The organism is Geodermatophilus amargosae (genome assembly GCF_900116515.1).
GTDB lineage: Bacteria > Actinomycetota > Actinomycetes > Mycobacteriales > Geodermatophilaceae > Geodermatophilus > Geodermatophilus amargosae.
The window spans coordinates 53,342-70,760 of sequence record NZ_FPBA01000024.1 but is presented as its reverse complement, the minus strand read 5'-3'; the positions used below and the strand labels follow the sequence as shown (position 1 = coordinate 70,760).

Genomic DNA, 17,419 nt, shown 5'->3' with positions numbered 1-17,419 from the left:
CCTCCCCGGCCTCCACCGTGGCGAGCCTGCTGCAGTTCTCCTCCAGTACTCCTCCACCCCGGCCGCTCAGCCAGGCGCCGTGGAGGCCTGCAGCGTTGTCCGTCCTTTTCGGTCGTGGGCGAGGTCAGCGAGGCAAGAGGTGTGTGGCACATGATCTTGATTTGTCTCCAGTAGTGGCCAGGAGCAGGATGGCTCGGCGGAACAGAGCAGGACGATCGACGTCGGGGCGCCGGCCGGCCTGGTCTGGGAGGTGCTGCGCGAGGTCGAGCGGTGGCCGGAGTGGGCGCCGACGGTGACCTCGGTCCGACGCCTAGACGGGGGCGCTCGCCGTCGGGCTGCGGGTCCGGATGGAGCAGCTCCGGATGCCCCCGGCCGAGTACGTGGGAACGAGTTCGCGCCGGGCCGCTCGTTCACCTGGGTGGCCACCGGGCCGGGTGTTCGGACGGTTCGACCGTCGCCTCGCCGATCGCTACTTGACCGCCGAGGCGGTGAGGATCAAGGCGAGGAACGAGGGCGGGGGGACGTCCCGCCGTGCGCGAGGCGCGCAGCGTCGATCTCCCCGTCAGGCGAGCAGGCCCTAGACGCCGACCCGCTCAGCCGTCGCGACACCCAGGCGCCCCGACGGAGCAACGGGGCCCCGGGTCCACGCGTCGGGAGCGGACAAGCCAGGAGGTCGATGGATTGCGGCCGTGCCCCCTTCCTCGGCGGCGGGGAGCGACTGCAGTCCGGACGGCGGCTGTCGCCGCGCCGGGGTGAGCCGAGCGGGAGCGCGACGGCGGAGCAGGATCCAGGTGGCGGCGGCGATCACGGGGACGCCGATCAGCGCGAGGGCGGTGCGCAGCAGGGGTAGTGCCGCGGTCGCGAGGGCACCGGCCGTCACCAGGGACGAGGCTCAAAGGACCGCGGCGGGCAGGGTCCCGCGGAGCATGGTCGTCAGCGGTACGCCGGCCTGGGCGGCGATGCGGGGGGCCAGGGTCCGGCCGCCGGCGACGAGCTGGGCGGTGGCCGCCGCGCGCACCGGTCGACGACCGATGGCCTCGGCCCAGGGCGTCGAGAGGCGGTCGGTCATCGCGAGGACCTGGGCCGGGAGCAGTCGGCCGAGCGACCCGTCGGCCGGCAGCAGCGAGCGTGCGCCGTCGCGGGAGGCGGTGCGGTGGCTCAGGGCCGCGCCGAGGACGGTCGCGCCGGCGGCGATGAGCACAGCGACGGGCGGGGAGACGGCGCCGGCCCCGGCCAGGACCCCAGGCCGAGGACGAGTGACGTCGCGGGCATCACCACGCCGATCAGCAGCCCTGCCTCCGCCACCAGCAGGACGGCGATCAGCGCAGGAGCCACAGCGGCGGGCACGTCGCCGGTCCAGGTGCTCACGAGCTGCGGGCGAAGGTGTCGTCGACCGCCCGGAAGGGGGAGGTGGCCGTGTACACGACGGCCGGCGGCAGGTTGCGCCACACCGTGGGGGAGAGCTCGACCCGGCCGAAGAACCGCTGCAGTTCTCGGTGCTGACGACGGCCGGGTGGAGCCCAGCGGCTCCAGGTGTAGGTGAACTGGGTGTAGGCGCCGGCGGGTGCCAGGAGTGCGGCGACGAGGTCGGTGCCGGCGGTTCCGGCGAAGGCCTGCCACGGCAGGCCGCCGACGACGAGGTCGACGCTGCTCAGGCCGCGTGCGGCCAGGGCGCCGTGGAGGTCGGAGGCCGGTCCGCGGACGAGGTCGATGCCGGGGAACCGGGTGAGGAGGTGGTCGCCCATCGTCGGGTTCAGCTCGATCCCGGCGTAGCGGATCGCCGGGAGTGCCGCGGGCAGGGCCTCCGTGAAGGCGCCCGTGCCCGGCCCCAGCTCCACGACGACCGGCGGGTCCTGCGTCGGCCCACCGGATGAGATGAGCGGCTCGATCATCCGGGCCGCCAGCGCTCGGGAGCTCGGCACCACCGAGGCGGTGCGCAGCGGCGCCCGGAGGAACTCGCGGAGGAAGAGCCCGGCGTCGGACGCCGGCCGGCGCCGGCGGATCGGCGTGGACGTCCTCGCCGTGGCGGTGGGTGAGGAGATGTACACGGGGCCTCCGTCGGGACGTGGCCCTGGGTCGAGCACCGCCGGGTCTACGGCGCCCGCCGGTTGACCGCCGAGGTCCGCGCCCGCGGCCATCAGTGGAACCGCAAGCGGGTCGCCCGGCTCAGGCGCATCGGCGCTATCGAGGGCATTCACCGGCGCCGGCGCGGCAGGTACGGCCGGCGCACGGTCTCCACGGCGACCGCCGCGGACCTGGTCGAGCGGAACTTCAACGCGCCCGCGCCCGATCAGCTGTGGGTCGCTGACATCACCTACTTGCGCACCTGGGAGGGCTTTCTCTATCTGGCGGTGGTCATCGACGCCTGCACCCGCCGGGTGGTGGGCTGGGCGATGGCCGACCACCTGCGCACCGAGCTGGTCCTCGACGCCGTCGGCATGGCCCTGTTCGCCCGCAAACCCGTCCCCGGGCTGGTGCACCACTCCGACCGGGGCAGCCAGGGCGGATTCAACTGGTCGACGCAACACCCCACGCAGGAGGTGTCGCGGTGGCCTACGGAAGGCGTCAGCAGCAGGTCCGTCTGTATCGAGGGCAGATCCCCTCGCCGGGGCGGCCGACGGTGGCGTGGCGAGAGGATCGTGTTCGGTTCTGGGCGGCGATTGCTCGTGGCGTGAAGACCGAAGAAGCGGCGGCCGAAGCCGGTGTGTCATCCCCTGTGGCATTCCGGTGGTTCCGCCACGCTGGCGGGGTGAATCCGGGGTTGCCGGCGACGGTGTCGGGCCGATATCTGACCTTCAGCGAGCGCGAGGATATCGCCATGTGGCGGGCGCAGAATGTCAGCATTCGGGAGATCGCCCGGCGGCTGAACCGTGTGCCCTCCACCATCTCGCGTGAGGTTCGCCGCAATGCCTCTACGCGGACCTACCACTTGGCCTACAAGGCGTCGACCGCGCAGTGGCATGCCGAGCGTCGCGCCCGGCGACCGAAGACTGCGAAGCTGGTCGCCAACGACCGGCTGCGTTCCTACGTGCAGGATCGGTTGGCGGGCGCGATACGCGCCTACGACGGCCAACAGTTCGGTCCGGAAGGCCCGGCGTGGAAGGGCCGCAACAAGCCGCACCGGTCTGATCGTCGATGGGTGCAGGCGTGGAGTCCGGAGCAGATCGCACGCCGGCTGCCCGTCGAGTTCCCCGATGATGAGTCGATGCGGATCAGCCACGAGGCGATCTACCAGGCGCTCTACGTGCAGTCCCGCGGAGCGCTCAAGCGAGAACTGGTCGCCTGCCTGCGCACTGGGCGGGCACTTCGGGTGCCCCGTGCCCGGGCCAGCCAGCGGGCATGGGCGCACGTCACACCCGAGGTGTTGATCAGCGAACGCCCCGCCGAAGCCGACGACCGCGCGATGCCCGGCCATTGGGAGGGCGATCTCATCATCGGCTTGCAGCGCTCGGCGATCGGCACCCTGGTCGAGCGCACCACCCGGTTCACCCTGCTCGTTCATCTACCCCGCGAAGACGGCTGGGGCTTGGCTTCACGGACGAAGAATGGTCCCGCTCTGGCTGGCTATGGAGCAGTGACGATGAAGAACGCCCTTGCGTCCACGATCACCATCCTGCCCGAAGAGCTCCGTCGATCGTTGACCTGGGACCGCGGAAAAGAGCTCTCACAGCACGCGCGATTCACCGTGGAGACCGGTGTACCGGTCTATTTCGCCGATCCGCACAGCCCCTGGCAACGCGGCAGCAACGAGAACACCAATGGCCTGCTACGTCAATACTTCCCGAAGGGCACTGACCTGTCCCGCTGGAGCGCTGAAGAGATCAACGCAGTCGCCCACGCCCTGAACACTCGGCCACGGAAGACCCTCGGCTGGCGGACTCCTGCCGAAGCCCTCAACGAACACCTACGCTCCCTACAACAATCAGGTGTTGCGACGACCGATTGAATCCGCCCAGTACACCTCCTATGAGTTCGGTAAGACGCTGCGCACCTCGGGCCTGCTGGCGTCGATGGGCCGGGTCGGCTCGGCGTTCGACAACGCGATGGCCGAGTCGTTCTTCGCCACGCTGACGGCCGAACTGGTCTACCGCCGGGCCTGGCCGACCCGCCACGAGCTGGAGATGGAGGTCTTCAGCTACATCGAGGGCTTCTACAACCCACGCCGCCGCCACAGCCGGCTGGACAACCTCAGCCCGGCCGACTTCGAAAAGATGCTCACGACACAGAATGAGGCGTCCGCCTAACGGGGGTCACTTCAAGACCACGGCCAGCTGGATGCACGGACTGGCCCGGGTGAGCGCCCGCATCCCCGAGGCGGTGATCGGCTCCCCGCTTTCGTGGAGCGGGTTCCGCCACCCGACGAGCCGGGCTTGTAGTGGCACTGCGGCGCGGGCGATGCGGGAGCCACGCGCAAGGCAGCATGGCGGTCGCCCGTAGTAGCCGCCGCGCTAAGCCGTGCAGCTCCGTAACGACCGGCGCGGCGCGCACGCCGGCCCGGGCCCAAGGGCGGACAGGCCCGTGCGGCTGATCGCGCCGGCGGCCGAGACACGGCGCCGGGCCGGCAACCCACCGCGGGAGCGGCGGAGCGGTCACTCCCCTGGGGACGTGCACGGTGAGCGGTGCGTCCGGGAGGTCGCCGGGCTGCGACCGGCCGCCGCTCGGTCATCCGTCACCACGGCACCGGCCCCGGGCCGGTGCGCCGGTGCCTCGGAGCGCAGTGGGGTCAGCGGCGCCAGGTGTCGTGAACCGGCTTGGGTGGCACCGGGAATGATCAGTGCGTCAGGTCCGCCGCGGCGTGCTTGGCCAGACGCAGGACCGCCGCGACCGCGCCGCGGCGGAGCGCCTCGATCGGCCGGGCGCCGGCCAGCTGACGGTGCGGTGAGGCCAGCCAGCTCGCGGCCGTCAGCGGATTGCTGACGGCCGGTGCGAGGACCACCAGGACGTCGGCGAGCCCGTCCACCGGCCGGCGGTCGGGACCGAACTAGACCAGCGGGTAGACCGCGTCGCCCTCGCATTGCGGCAGACGCAGCAGTCCCGTATCGCGGCGCACTTGCAGCACGCTGCGTCCGAACAGGCGCGCCGCGTCGGCCTCGGTCAACGCCGCCCGACCTGGTCGTCCCACGCCGCGTCGCCGGCTGCTGCGCTGCTCACCGGGGCAGTGTGCTCGCTACCGGCGCCTGTCGGCCGCCGATAGATCCGCGTTGCCGCTGGGCAGCAGGGCGAACACGCCCGACGACACGCTGAAGGCGTCGAGGTCAGCACTGCGACCACTGGTCCCGCGCGGACACACCTTGTCCTCCGCGCAGGTCACTGCCATCGTGGCCGCGCCCTCCGGTCGGGGTCCTGCCCGTTCGACGGCCCCCTCGGTGGCTGTGCACGGCGTCTGGTACCTGTGCAGGGGGGATGACGATGGTGAGGTTGGGTCGCCGGGCCGAGGACTCCCCGCGCCGCAGGCGACGGGGCCGACGCGCGCGCAAGCCGACCGGCGGGCCGGCCGGCCCGCTGGCGACGACGACCTCGCAAGGCCCGGTGGTCACCGGCTTGGACCGTGCCGCGGTGACCTACGACGCGGCCCGGTCATCCCGGCTGGTGTTCACCCGGATCTTCGAGTCGATCGAGTTCGCGGCCGACCAGAACCTCACCGTGGTCGGTGCCCACCAGCTAGGCCGGCTGGTCGACCTGGCAGGGGCGCTGGGCCGAACCGACATCGTCGCGGCGGCGACCGCGGCGGTGACAGGTGGACGTCTGGATCTGATCGATCGCTCGGCGCTCCTCCGGTCCAGCGGGCCGGCGACCGAACCCGACCAGGCAGCTCTGACCGGCGTCAGCTCGGATGGCGACGCGCGGACGTCGGAGCCGGGTATCTCGGGCGCCGAGGGGACCGGTGCCGAGGCGTCCGGTGCCGAGGTGTCCGGTGCCGAGGCGGCGGCAACGGAGCTCCGCCGCAGAGGCGACTCTCGGGCACCGCGGCCGTTCGTGGAGATCGCCGGCGTACCCCCGGACGTGCAGGAGCGGCTGCAGGCGGAGCTGCAGCCGGAGTTCGGTGTGCTCTTCGCCGACCGCACGCGCATCACCCCAACTGGGCTGGGCATCGGCGAGCACATCACCACGATCGGCCTGACCGGCGGGGAAGAGCTCATCGTCGAGCAGCGCAGCTACACCCAACGGCAGGTGACCGAGGAGACGGCGGTGCTCACCGAGCGGCAGTTCGAGCTGGAGTTCTCCTCCACCCACGCCACCTCCCTCGACGCTGGGGTCCGGCGGCAGCAGGAGACCTCGACGACCGACTCCCGGCGCGGCTCGGCGAACCTCGGCATCGAGGCCATGGGCATCACCCTGGGCGGCAGCGGCGAGGTGTCACGGACGGTGGAGGCAGCGCACACCAAGGCTGTGGACGTGGCCCGCAAGTCCAGCTTCGAGGCCGTCGCCAAGGCCGCGGCCAAGAGCCGGTCAGAGCACAAGGTCGTGCTGCGGCTGGCCTCCGAGCAACGGCTGGAGGCAACCTCCCGGCGGGTGCTGCGCAACCCCAACCGGCACACCCCGGTGGACGTGCACCTGTTCAAGGTCATGCAGCACGTCCAGCTGAGCCACGAGCGCTACGACGTACGGCTGGCGTGGGCGCCGTGCGTGCCCGATCCCGGGGCCGCCGCACGGGACCGGCTGCGCCGCGCCCGTGACGAGGTGTTCGAGGCTGCGCTGGCTGCGGTGCAGCTGCCTCCGCCGCCGGCCATGCCCACGGCCGTCGCGGCCCTCGAACACATCGAGCACACCACGCAGGACTTCTGGCCCACCCTGCGGGTGCCGGGCATGGAGGTCGGTGCGACCACCCTGCTCATCCCCCCGAAGGTCCTCAACGGGCAGCTCGCCGTGTGGGACGGCGACCTCGCCTTCATCCGGGCAAACACCAAGATCGAGCCGGTTGGCACCTTCACCGGAGGGCCGCTACAGGCCCGGGTGCTGAGTGCCCGGCCGGTTCCGCTGGCCGGACTGCTCGTCGACATCGCGGTGTCGGTCGGCTTTCCTTACTCCGCCGGACCGCCGCTGGCGCGCCTGACCTGCACCACGCGCTGGATCATGCCGCCCGACGCCGCGGCGACCCAGCAGGTGCAGCAGCAGTTCACCGAGTGGGAGAGCCGGGTCGCTGCGCACAACACGCTGGTCGCCACCCTGCAGGACGAGGCCCGCAGCAAGGCCGAGGTCAAGGCCGAGCAGGCGGTCGCGGCGCTGCTAGAGGCTCTCGACCCCCGCGATGAGCTGCTCACCAAGCTCGCCGACATGCTCACCCCCACCGACCGCCAGCTCGGCTGCGCCGACATCGAAGGCCTCACCGAGCTGTTCGAGTGGGAGCAGGCCTCCTACACCCTGCATCCGGGATGGTGGCGCGCCGGAGAGGTACCGGTACCCACCCGGTCCTCCACCGACCTGCTCAACGCCGCCTTCGCGAAGATGTACCTGCCCATCCGGCCCGGCAAGGAGACCCAGGCCGTGGTGCACATCTTGACCAACGGCGGCACCTTGCCGCTGTCGCGGCCCGCGCGCGCGGCCGTCGATGGCAGCATTGCCCGCTTCCTCCGGCACCGGGCGGCGACCTACGGCAGCCCCGCCGGGATCACCGTCACCGGCGACAGCCCGTGTCCGGTGCTCAAGGAACGGTTCACCTGCCTGGGCACGTGGACCGAGGAGCTCCCGACCGACGGCACGCACCTGGAGGTCACCCTGTCCCCGACGGTCTCGGCGGACGCGCTGAGCGTGGCGCTGGCCGACACCGAACTCGACGGTCAGGCGGCGACCGCGCAGCGGCGCACCGCGCTCGGCGTGCTGGCCACCGCGTGGGCGCAGGTCCGGCCGCGGTCGGTCGACGTGCACCTTACCGACGGGGCCTGACGGCATGACCGGCGGAGGCTGAGGCATGCCGGCGACCGCGACGCCCGCGGAGGCGGTCGGGTGGATCGAACGGCGCTGGGAGCGGGCCAACCCCGAGGGGCGCGTGACCTGGGTGGAGCCCACGCACCTGGTGCTGTGGAACTTCGCCGTAGGCGAGGCGACCGTCAAGGGCGAGCACCGCAGCGCACTGCTGGCCTTCTTGGCCGACCAGCAGCTGCCCATCGCTGCCGGCGGGATGGTGCACGTCGTCGGTCACGCCAGCGTGTCCGGTGAGGAGGCGGGCAACCTCGCCCTGTCCCGGGCGCGCGCCGATGCCGTCGCGATGGTGCTGTTGTCCCTGGCCAACCCGGTCCGGTTCGTTCCCGCGAGCCAGCTGCTCATCGCGGCGCACGGCGAGTACGGCAAGGAGGAGACAGCTCCGACCGGTGCGGCCCTCGCCGGGGATCGGCGCGTGGAGGTGCGGCTGCAAGCCGCGCCGCGGCCGGCGGACCCGCGGCCGGCGGACCCTTGGCTGGCGCAACTGCCGACCGATCCCCTCATCGGCCACCCCGTCACCTCTGAGCCACCTGCCCCGCCGCGCTCGCTCAGTTATCCCTCCACCGTCCGGTTCGTCGTCCCGTTCGGGCCGTTCGACCGACCCCTCGGCAGGTACGGCTCGGCGGTGTACGGCGGTGAGTTCGCCGTGCTGCAGCTGGACACCGGCGATGCGCCGCGTCCTCGGCTCGACGTCCGCCCCAAGGACTTCCGGACGATGTTCGAGAGCTACATCGGCTCGTATCAGGTCGTGCTCAGCCAGGAGCGCGCCCAGGTCGTCCTGCATGTGGCCGACGACCTCTACATCCGCCCGGAATGGAACTTCGCCGATCCGCGGTGGCCGCGGTTGACCGCGTCAGTGCCCCTGCCGCCCATCCCGCCGGCGCACAAGGCCCCGTTTGAGCTGGGCGGGGTGCGCTGGCGGATCCCGAGGGGCATGCTGCGCGTCGGGATCCGCCCGAGCGCCGCGCTGCTCGAGCCGTTCGCGCGGGCAGGGGTCCGGGCCGGCGCGCGGCTGGCCCCCTGGCTGCGGGCCATCCCGATCAGTGTGGCCGGCGGAACCGCTGCCGGCGCCGGTCTGGCGTTTCTCGGGTTCGTCGCCTACGGCATGAGCCGCCTCACCGAGGAGCAGGAGCGAGGACGTGCTCAGGCCTTCGCGGCCAACGTCCGCCGCGGCTACGCCCGCCGCCTGGCCTACTTGGCGTGCGACCATCCCGCGACGGTGGACGACATTGTGGGCCGGACCTGGTTGCCCGATCAACGTGACGGCCTGCTGCTGGGGGCAGCCTTCTCCTGGGCGGGCTGGGAGGACCTCGGCCCGTCGGACCGGGAGGCCCTCCGAAGTTGGGGACGGCAGGTGTCGGTGCTGCGGGCAACCGATGAGATCCTGGCGTGGCTGGGCCCCGCGGGAACGAGCGAGGGCTCGGTGCCTCATCCGCGGGAGTTCATCGTCGCTGTCGCTGGCCGGAGCAGATAGCCCTGCAGGACCCCACCGCGCCGACCCCACCGCGCCGACCCCACCGCGTCACCCATCCGGCGGCGCCGAGGACGGTGGCGGCCCCGCTTAGACTCGCGGTGCGCAGGCGGCCGCGGCTGTGTTCGCGCCGCTGACAGGTCATGAGTGGCACGTCAGCCGCGGCCAGCCGGTCGCGCCGGAGCCGCTCGCCGTAAAGCTGCGCCATGGCCGCCCGTCAGCCGGTGGACGTCGTGCCGACGCCGGGCTACAGGCACCCTTCTGCCAGCAAGGCGGCGTCGCGCTCCCCGTTGTGGATGGTTGACACACGCCGGTCGTCATCGAGCTGGAACCGGATCACCCGGCCGTCCTCGCCGGCGGACACCACAAGGTCCTCGACGGGCACGTAGTTGTTCGGCACCCGCTCGACGGGGATCGGAGCGCGGCGCTCCTCACGGCCAGTCGCGAGTAGTCCGCCGCTCGCTATCGGACTTGCGGGGTCCAAGGTCTGGTCCGCGAGGCCGTACCAGCCCTATCTTCCTAACAGGTCCTTCCGCGGCTTCGGGGGTGCTGCCCGGATCGGTGGGTTGGGGGCCGCATGCTCGACAGGACCGGTCCAACGGTGGCCTCTGCTGCGCTGGGGGCTCGCTCCGGGGTCAGTTCGGGACCCCCGGACGGACGAGGCGCGGCGGGGGCAGAAGGTCAGGGCGGGCCCATGGCCCGACCACCGGAGCTGCAGGCTCCCACCGTCGAGCTGCCCAGGGGCGGCGGCGCGATCCGAGGTATCGGCGAGAAGTTCTCCGCCAACCCAGTGACCGGTACGGCCACCCTGACGATCCCGCTGCCGGCAAGTCCCGGCCGTTCTGGGTTCGGCCCGTCCCTCACGCTGTCCTACGACTCGGGTGGCGCCCAGGGGTCTTTCGGCATGGGCTGGGGCATCGGCCTGCCGACGATCACGCGCAAGACCGACAAGGGGCTGCCGACCTACGACGACACGACCGACACGTTCCTGCTGTCCGGGGTCGAGGACCTCGTCCCGGTGATAGCCGGGAACGGGAGTCCGGGCCACCGCTCACGGACGGCCGGCGGCCGGGAGTACGCGGTCACCCGCTACCGGCCGCGGATCGAGGGCCTGCACGCCCGGATTGAGCGCTGGCGGGACCTGGTCACCGGGGACGTGCACTGGCGGTCCATCAGCCGCACGAACGTCACGACGGTCTACGGCAAGGACCGCGAGTCGAGGATCGCCGACCCGGAAGACGAACGCCGCGTCTTCAGCTGGCTGATCTGCGAGTCCTGGGACGACCGGGGGAACGCCGTCACGTACCAATACGCCCCGGAGGACTCCACGGGCGTGCAGCTCACGGCCGCGCACGAGAGCCACCGCACCGGGCGGGCGTCGAACCGGCACCTGACGTCGGTGCGGTACGGCAACCGGATCAGCCACCTCCTCGAGCCGGACCCGGCGGCCCAGAGCTGGCACTTCGAGCTGCTGTTCGACTACGGCGAGTACGCCGCGGAGGCCCCCACGCCGGCCGATGAGGGGGAGTGGCTCTGTCGCAACGACCCGTTCTCCACGTACCGGGCGGGATTCGAGATCCGCAACTACCGCCTCTGCCAGCGGATCCTGATGTTCCACCACTTCCCGGACGAGCCGGTCGGCGCGGACTGCCTGGTGCGGTCGATGACCCTCACCTACCGGGGCACCGGCGACCAGTCACGTCGCGGGGAACCGGGCGGTGCGTTCCTGGCATCCGTGCGGGTCGCCGGGCATCGGCGCCCCGCCGGCGGGGGACCGTACGTGGTGCAGGCCCTGCCGCCGGTCGAGTTCGCCTACAGCATATGCACCGTCGGCGCGCAGGTGCACGAGCTCGCCGCCACGACCGTCGAGAACCTCCCGGTCGGGCTCGACGGACCGGGATACCAGTGGATCGACCTGGACGGCGAGTCGATCGCCGGGGTGCTCACCGAGCAGGCCGGGGCCTGGTTCTACGCCGCGAACCGGGGCGGCGGCGAACTCGGTCCCGTCCGCGTCCTGCCGACCCAGCCGGCCGGCAGCGCCGGCGCCCAGCTGCTCGACCTCACCGGCAAGGGCGCGCTGGCCTACGCCTCGTTCGCCGGCCCGACACCCGGTTTCTTCGAGCGCGTCGACGGGCCGGCGGGCGAGCGCGGATGGGCGCCACACCGGTCCCTGCGGTCGGTCCCCGCGATTGACTGGACGGATCCGGATCTCCAGTTGGTCGACCTGAACGGTGACGGGCGCGCGGACCTGCTCCGTTTCGACGACGACGGCCTGGTCTGGTACCCGTCGCTCGGCGAGGACGGGTTCGCCGCCGGGATCCGGCTGGCGGTTCCGCTCGACGAGCGAGCCGGACCTCGTGTGGTTGTGCGGGACCGCACGCAGGTGATCTTCCTCGCCGACATGTCCGGGGACGGACTGACCGACCTGGTCCGGATCAGCAACGCAGGCGCCTGCTACTGGCCGAGCCTCGGCTACGGACGCTTCGGCGCCCAGGTGGTGATGGACGGTCCCAGCGCCTTCGACCATCCTGACCGTTTCGACCCACGCCGGATCCGGCTCGCCGACGTCGACGGCAGCGGCCCCAGCGACCTCGTCTACCTGGGTGCGGACGGCGTCGACCTGTACGCCAACCAGCTCGGCAACCGGCTGGCCGCCCCGGTGCGGGTACGGGCCTTCCCCGCCGTCGACGACCTGGCATCGATCTCGGTGGTCGACCTGCTCGGCCGCGGCACCGCGTGTCTGGTGTGGTCCTCCGCGCTCCCCGGCGATGCCGGCCGGCAGATCCGCTACGTCGACCTGATGGGGGAGAAGCCGAACCTGCTCACCGGGGTGCGCAACAACCTCGGGGCCGAGACGGCGCTGACCTACGCGTCGTCGACGGAGTCCTACCTCGCTGACCGATCCGCCGGTAGGCCCTGGATCACTCGGCTGCCGTTCCCGGTGCACGTCCTGACCTGCGTCGAGACCTGCGACCGGATCAGCCGCAACCGGTTCGTCACCACGTACGCCTACCACCACGGTCACTTCGATCCGCAGGAGCGGGAGTTCCGCGGATTCGGGCTGGTCGAGCAGCACGACACCGAGCTGATGGCCGCAATGACGGGGACCAGCGACTTCCCGGCGGGCGCCGGCGAGGACGCCGCCACCCGCTCACCGGCGGTGCTCACCCGCAGCTGGTTCGACACCGGTGTGCACCGCCACCGGGACCGGATCTCCACCCTGTTCGCCGACGGGTACTACCCACCGCCCGAACACGCGACCGCCGCCGCCGCCCGCCTCCTGCTGCCCAACACCGTCCTGCCGCCCGGCCTGTCGAGCGACGACGAGCGGCAGGCGTGCCGGGCGTTGAAGGGCCAGCTGCTGCGCCAGGAGGTGTACGCCTGCGACGGCACCGACCGGGAGCCGCACCCGTACACGGTCTCCGAACGCAACTACTCGGTCATCCAGCACGCCCCCGGGGTGTTCGCCGTCCACCCCCGGGACTCGGTGACGGTCAACTACGAGCGGAACCCGGCCGACCCGCGGGTCAGCCACGCCGTCACCCTCGACGTGGACGACTTCGGCACCGTGCTGCACTCCGTCGCCCTCGCCTACCGAAGAGCCGTCGCGGACCGCGCCCTGCCGGCGCGGACGGCGCGCGCCCAGGGCCGGACCCTGATCACGGAGATCCGCAACGAGGTCACGGCGCCGGTCGACCGCGAGGACGCCCACCGCGCCCCGGTGACGTGGCGCACCCGGACGTCGGAGGTGACCGTCGCCGAACTCACCGGTGCCGACGCCCTGGTGGACCGGGACGATCTGGTGGCCGCGCTCGAGCGGCCGGGCGGGCGGCGGCTGGTCGGGAGCACGTTCACGCTGTTCGAGCGCGACGACCTCGGCGGCGCCCTGCCCCCCGGGGACCTGGGCACGCGGGGACTGGCCCACGAGGTGTACCGACTCGTCCTGACGCCGGAGCTGGTGACATCGGCGTTCGGCGCGCGCGTGGACGAGGCGGTGCTGACAGCGGCCGGTCACCGCCAGGTGGACGGCGGTTGGTGGGCGCCCTCGGGCATCGTGCGGTACGCCCCACCGGACATCACGGATGCCGTGGACGTGGCGGCGCACGCGCGGGCGCACTTCGTCATCCCCCGGCAGGCGGTCGACCCGTTCGGCGGGAGCTCCGCCGTGGTGCTGGACCGCTACGACCTGCAGGCGCTCGAGAGCACCGACGCCGTCGGGAACGCCACTACGGCCAGACCCGACTACCGCGTGCTCGCCCCGACCGCGGTCACCGACCCGAACGGCAACCGCGTGGAGGCCCTCGTCGACGCACTCGGCCTCGTCGTCGCGACCGCCGTCGTCGGGTCGACGGCGGATGACACCCTCGACCGGGTCGCGGGCCTGGACCCGGAGCCGACCACGGCAGCGTTCTGGCGCGACCCCGACGCCCAGGCCCAGGCGCTGCTCGGCACCGCCTCCACCCGAGTCGTGTACGACCTCGACGCTTACCTGCGCACCCGGGACGACGCCGATCCGCAGCCGGCCGCCACCGCGACCATCGCGCGCGAGCGCCACGTCCGCGACGAGGCGGCGAGCCCAGTTCAGGTGAGCGTCTCGTACTCGGACGGGATGGGCCGGGAGATCCAGCGCAAGAGCCACGCCGAGCCCGCAGGCCACTGGATCGGCAGTGGCTGGACGGTCTTCAACAACAAGGGCCTCCCCGTCCGGCAGTTCGAGCCCTTTTCCTCCACCACCCACCGCTTCGAGTTCGCCGTGGAGGCCGGCGTCAGCCCGACGCTCTGCTATGACCCGGTCGGACGGGTCGTCGCGACGGTGCACCCCGACCAGACCTGGGACAAGGTCGTCATCGGGGCCTGGCAGCTCGAGACGTGGGACGCGGGGGACACCGCGCTCATCGTGGAACCGGCACGGGACGGGGACGTCGGCCCGCTGCTGGAGGCGCTCCCGCAGGAGGACCACACGCCCACGTGGTACCAGCAGCGGATCACCGGCGGCGCCGGACCCGAGGAGCGCGCGGCAGCGGAGCGCACCGAGCTGTACGCCGGCACACCGACCCTCACCGTCCTCGATCCCCTCGGCCGGCCCGTCCTGACCGTCGCCCGCAACCGCACGCCGGGCACCCCGCCGGTCGACAGCGAGCACCGCACGCACGCCGTCCTCGACGTGACGGGCAACGAGCTCGAGGTCCGCGACTGCACTGACGGCACCCCCGGGCTCACGACCGACACCGCCGAGCGGCTCGTCGCCCGCTACACCTACGACCTGGCGGGAGCCCGGATCGTCGAGGAGAGCATGGAGGCGGGGACCCGGCGGGGTCTCGCCGACGTGCTGGGCATGCCGCTGGCCGGCTGGGACCACACCGACCGACGCACCACCACGGTCTACGACGCCGCTCGCCGCCCGATCGCGGTCATCCTGCGCGAAGGCAACGACGAGCAGGTCATCGGCCGCACCGTCTACGGGGAGACGGCCACCGACGCCTCGGCCAACCTCCGCGGCCGGGTCTGGGAGGTGCGCGACGGCGCCGGGCTGCTCACCCACGCCTACGACCTGGCCGGTAATCCGGCACAGTTGGACCGGCAGCTGACCGACGACTACCGCCGGGTCGTGGACTGGTCGGCCGCGCCTCTCCTCGACCCGACGACCTGGACGGTGCGCACCGTCTTCGACGCCCTGAACCGGCCGACTGGGGCCACTCACCCCGACGGCACGGTGGTGCGGTCGACCTACGACCGGACAGGCCGGCTGCGGCAGGTGCGGGCCCGGCTGGCGCGGGACTCCGCTGACACGTCCTTCGTCGAGGGCATCACCTACGACGCCAAGGGTCAGCGGACGCGCGTTGCCCACGGCAACGGCGTCACCACCCGCTACGGCTATGACGAGCGCACCTTCAGGCTCCGCACCCTCGACACCCGGGCCCCGGCCGGTGAGCGCGTGCAGCAGCTCCGCTACACCTACGACGCGGTCGGCAACATCACCCGTGTTACCGACGCCGCCCAGCCCGACGTCTTCAACGTCAACACGTTGATCGAGGCCAAGGCGGAGTACCGCTACGACGCCGTCTCGAGGCTCGTCGAGGCGACCGGCCGGGAACACCGCGGTAACGACACGGCGACGACCTGGGACGACGCCCTGCGCACGAACCCGGCAGACGGAAACGACCTGCGGCGGTACACCGAGAGCTACGACTACGACGTAGCCGGGAACCTGATCCGGCTCGTGCACGGGGCCACCGTCGGAGCGGGCTGGACCCGGAGCTTCAACTGCACGGAGCCGAGCCAGCTCGAACCAGCCATGTTCAGCAACAGGCTCTCCTCGAGCCGGGTGGGGTCCGGCCAGCCCGAGACCTACACCTACGACGACCAGGGCAACATGCTCACGCTAGCGCCGATGGTCTTCCTCCGATGGAACCACCTCGGCCAGCTGGTTGCCAGCTCTCGTCAGGCGGTCGCCGCCTCCGGCGTCGGTGAGATCACGTACTACGTCTACGACGGCGCCGGTCGGCGGATCCGCAAGGTCACCGACCATGCAGCCGGTTCTCGAGAGGCCGCGACTCGCCGCACCGAACGCGTCTACCTAGGGGGCTTCGAGCTCTACCGCACCTTCGACCCCGGCGGTGCGGTGACGCTTGTCCGCACGACGCTGCACGTCGGTGATGGCGCGGGGCGGGTGGCGATGGTGGAGGACGACGGCCATGAACGGCTGGTCCGCTACCAGTACAACAACCACCTCGGCTCCGTGGTCGCCGAGCTCGACGCCAACGCGGTGCCGATCTCGTATGAGGAGTTCTATCCCTACGGATCAACCGCGCTCTTGCTCTCTCGCTCAGGGACGCCGCCCAAACGCTATCGCTATACCGCACAAGAACGGGACGAGGAGACTGGCTGCAATTTCCATGCCGCACGATACTGCGCGCCGTGGCTCTGCAGGTGGACCTCAGCGGACCCAGTGGGCTTGCTTGCTGGTATCAACCTGTTCCGCTTCGCGGACGCCAACCCAGTGGTCTTGTCCGACCCCACGGGGACCAGTAGCGCATACCCCAATCGTTGCGACGTTTGCGCAGCCGTGGTAGGTGCCAATGCCGCGAGCGCAGCTACACTCCCGAGCAATGCGCCTCTAGTTGCCCCAGAGACGGTTGTTAAGACAAGAATTCCTGCTCTCGCCCTTCCCAGTGATGACGTAGCTGTTCGCTTCAGCGGTCATCCGCATCCGCTGGATGGTTACCCGGTTCCAACGCATGTCGTTGTGGATGTCGATCCGGCCTCCAATGGCTTTGCTCCCTCAAACCCCGCCCGCATCGCATCCCCTGGCCAACATGCGCTAGGACACTTGCGGAGACTTGTTGTCGAGACACTCGATGGCGTGGAGTACAGGTATACAATGCCCGACGGCCCCTATTACTCAATGACTACGGATGTAGAAGGGGCGGCGTTCGGGACAGGGGCAGGGAAGCCGGCCTTCAGCGGAACGCCGTATCTAGTGGACCTCGCTGGTTTTCCGGAAGGCTCGATAATCCGAACCAGTGAGGTAATCGAGGACGTTCGAAGAATTGTACCACCCGAGCGCGCGGACAAGTTCGTAGGGAATCAACCTTTCGAGCAGGAGATTTTGGCAGACATGCAATCGCCGGTGGGGGCAGTCACTCCGCTCGAGGACGCTCGAGTTACCTTGGAGGGAGAAATCGTCTCGCCGCCGAGCAGAACCAGCCGCCTCATCTCGGGGGCGGTGAATGTGGGTGCTACAGCGGTGAAGTGGGCTGGCCGCATCCTCACCGTGTATGGGGCTTACGAGATGGCCACGCGAAACGCTGAGTCCGTATCTGGGCCAGGAGTCTTTGCGGGGACATTCGTCTGGGTCGCGATGGCTGGCGTAGCCGACGACGCACTGGCCGCCTCCACGCTGCACATGGGTGCGGCGCCCGTCTTGGACTCCTGGTCCAAGAATGGCGCCGGTCCGATTCAAGTGATGACAGCGGATGTCCTGCTCGAGTACTACCAGTGGGCGTACCGGTGACTGTCTCGCTTTTC

General features: G+C 71.2%; 10 protein-coding genes and 1 pseudogene. 7 read left to right on the top strand and 4 right to left on the bottom strand.

The annotated features are described in order from the left end of the window. The first annotated feature begins 250 nt into the window (after nt 1-250). Entirely contained in the window at nt 251-850 is a 600-nt protein-coding gene (locus tag BM414_RS31930; RefSeq protein WP_425432370.1) for an SRPBCC family protein, read from the top strand. 42 nt (nt 851-892) lie between these two features. On the opposite strand, the gene BM414_RS23165 is transcribed toward BM414_RS31930, so the two are convergent. Both BM414_RS23165 and BM414_RS23155 read right to left on the bottom strand, forming a co-directional pair. Next, nucleotides 893-1,201, bottom strand: a complete 309-nt coding sequence (locus BM414_RS23165; RefSeq protein WP_093583405.1) for a hypothetical protein — start codon at nt 1,199-1,201, stop codon at nt 893-895. A 163-nt stretch (nt 1,202-1,364) separates the two neighbouring features. Then, nucleotides 1,365-2,048 (bottom strand): class I SAM-dependent methyltransferase, encoded by a 684-nt coding sequence (locus BM414_RS23155; protein WP_093583401.1) that lies wholly within the window; start codon nt 2,046-2,048, stop codon nt 1,365-1,367. 36 nt (nt 2,049-2,084) lie between these two features. On the opposite strand from BM414_RS23155, the pseudogene BM414_RS31060 reads away from it, so the two are divergent. The 3 genes and pseudogenes from BM414_RS31060 to BM414_RS23140 all read left to right on the top strand — a co-directional run. After that, nucleotides 2,085-2,489, top strand: a pseudogene (locus BM414_RS31060) (DDE-type integrase/transposase/recombinase); the annotation flags it as partial. Nucleotides 2,490-2,548: 59 nt separating this feature from the next. Further along, entirely contained in the window at nt 2,549-3,946 is a 1,398-nt protein-coding gene (locus BM414_RS23145) for an IS30 family transposase (RefSeq protein WP_093583397.1), read from the top strand. Then, nucleotides 3,930-4,244 (top strand): IS3 family transposase, encoded by a 315-nt coding sequence (locus tag BM414_RS23140; RefSeq protein ID WP_139246003.1) that lies wholly within the window; start codon nt 3,930-3,932, stop codon nt 4,242-4,244. Before BM414_RS23145 ends, BM414_RS23140 begins: the two co-directional genes overlap by 17 nt. A gap of 527 nt (nt 4,245-4,771) precedes the next feature. Here BM414_RS23140 and BM414_RS23135 read toward each other — a convergent pair. Continuing rightward, nucleotides 4,772-4,960, bottom strand: a complete 189-nt coding sequence (locus tag BM414_RS23135) for an antitoxin Xre/MbcA/ParS toxin-binding domain-containing protein (RefSeq protein WP_093583393.1) — start codon at nt 4,958-4,960, stop codon at nt 4,772-4,774. 596 nt (nt 4,961-5,556) lie between these two features. Between BM414_RS23135 and BM414_RS23130 the strand changes: the two genes are divergently transcribed. Together BM414_RS23130 and BM414_RS23125 are read left to right on the top strand one after the other, a co-directional pair. Further along, the gene (locus BM414_RS23130; RefSeq protein WP_139246002.1) at nt 5,557-7,884 is read left to right on the top strand and encodes a hypothetical protein; all 2,328 of its coding nucleotides are present in this window, start codon (nt 5,557-5,559) and stop codon (nt 7,882-7,884) included. A gap of 25 nt (nt 7,885-7,909) precedes the next feature. Further along, on the top strand, nt 7,910-9,394 hold the full coding sequence (locus BM414_RS23125; protein ID WP_093583390.1) for an OmpA family protein: 1,485 nt from the start codon (nt 7,910-7,912) through the stop codon (nt 9,392-9,394). 244 nt (nt 9,395-9,638) lie between these two features. On the opposite strand, the gene BM414_RS29665 is transcribed toward BM414_RS23125, so the two are convergent. Then, the gene (locus BM414_RS29665; protein WP_175551759.1) at nt 9,639-9,791 is read right to left on the bottom strand and encodes a hypothetical protein; all 153 of its coding nucleotides are present in this window, start codon (nt 9,789-9,791) and stop codon (nt 9,639-9,641) included. Between the two features lie 294 nt (nt 9,792-10,085). On the opposite strand from BM414_RS29665, the gene BM414_RS23120 reads away from it, so the two are divergent. Beyond that, on the top strand, nt 10,086-17,405 hold the full coding sequence (locus BM414_RS23120; RefSeq protein WP_175551758.1) for a SpvB/TcaC N-terminal domain-containing protein: 7,320 nt from the start codon (nt 10,086-10,088) through the stop codon (nt 17,403-17,405). Nucleotides 17,406-17,419 lie beyond the last annotated feature (14 nt).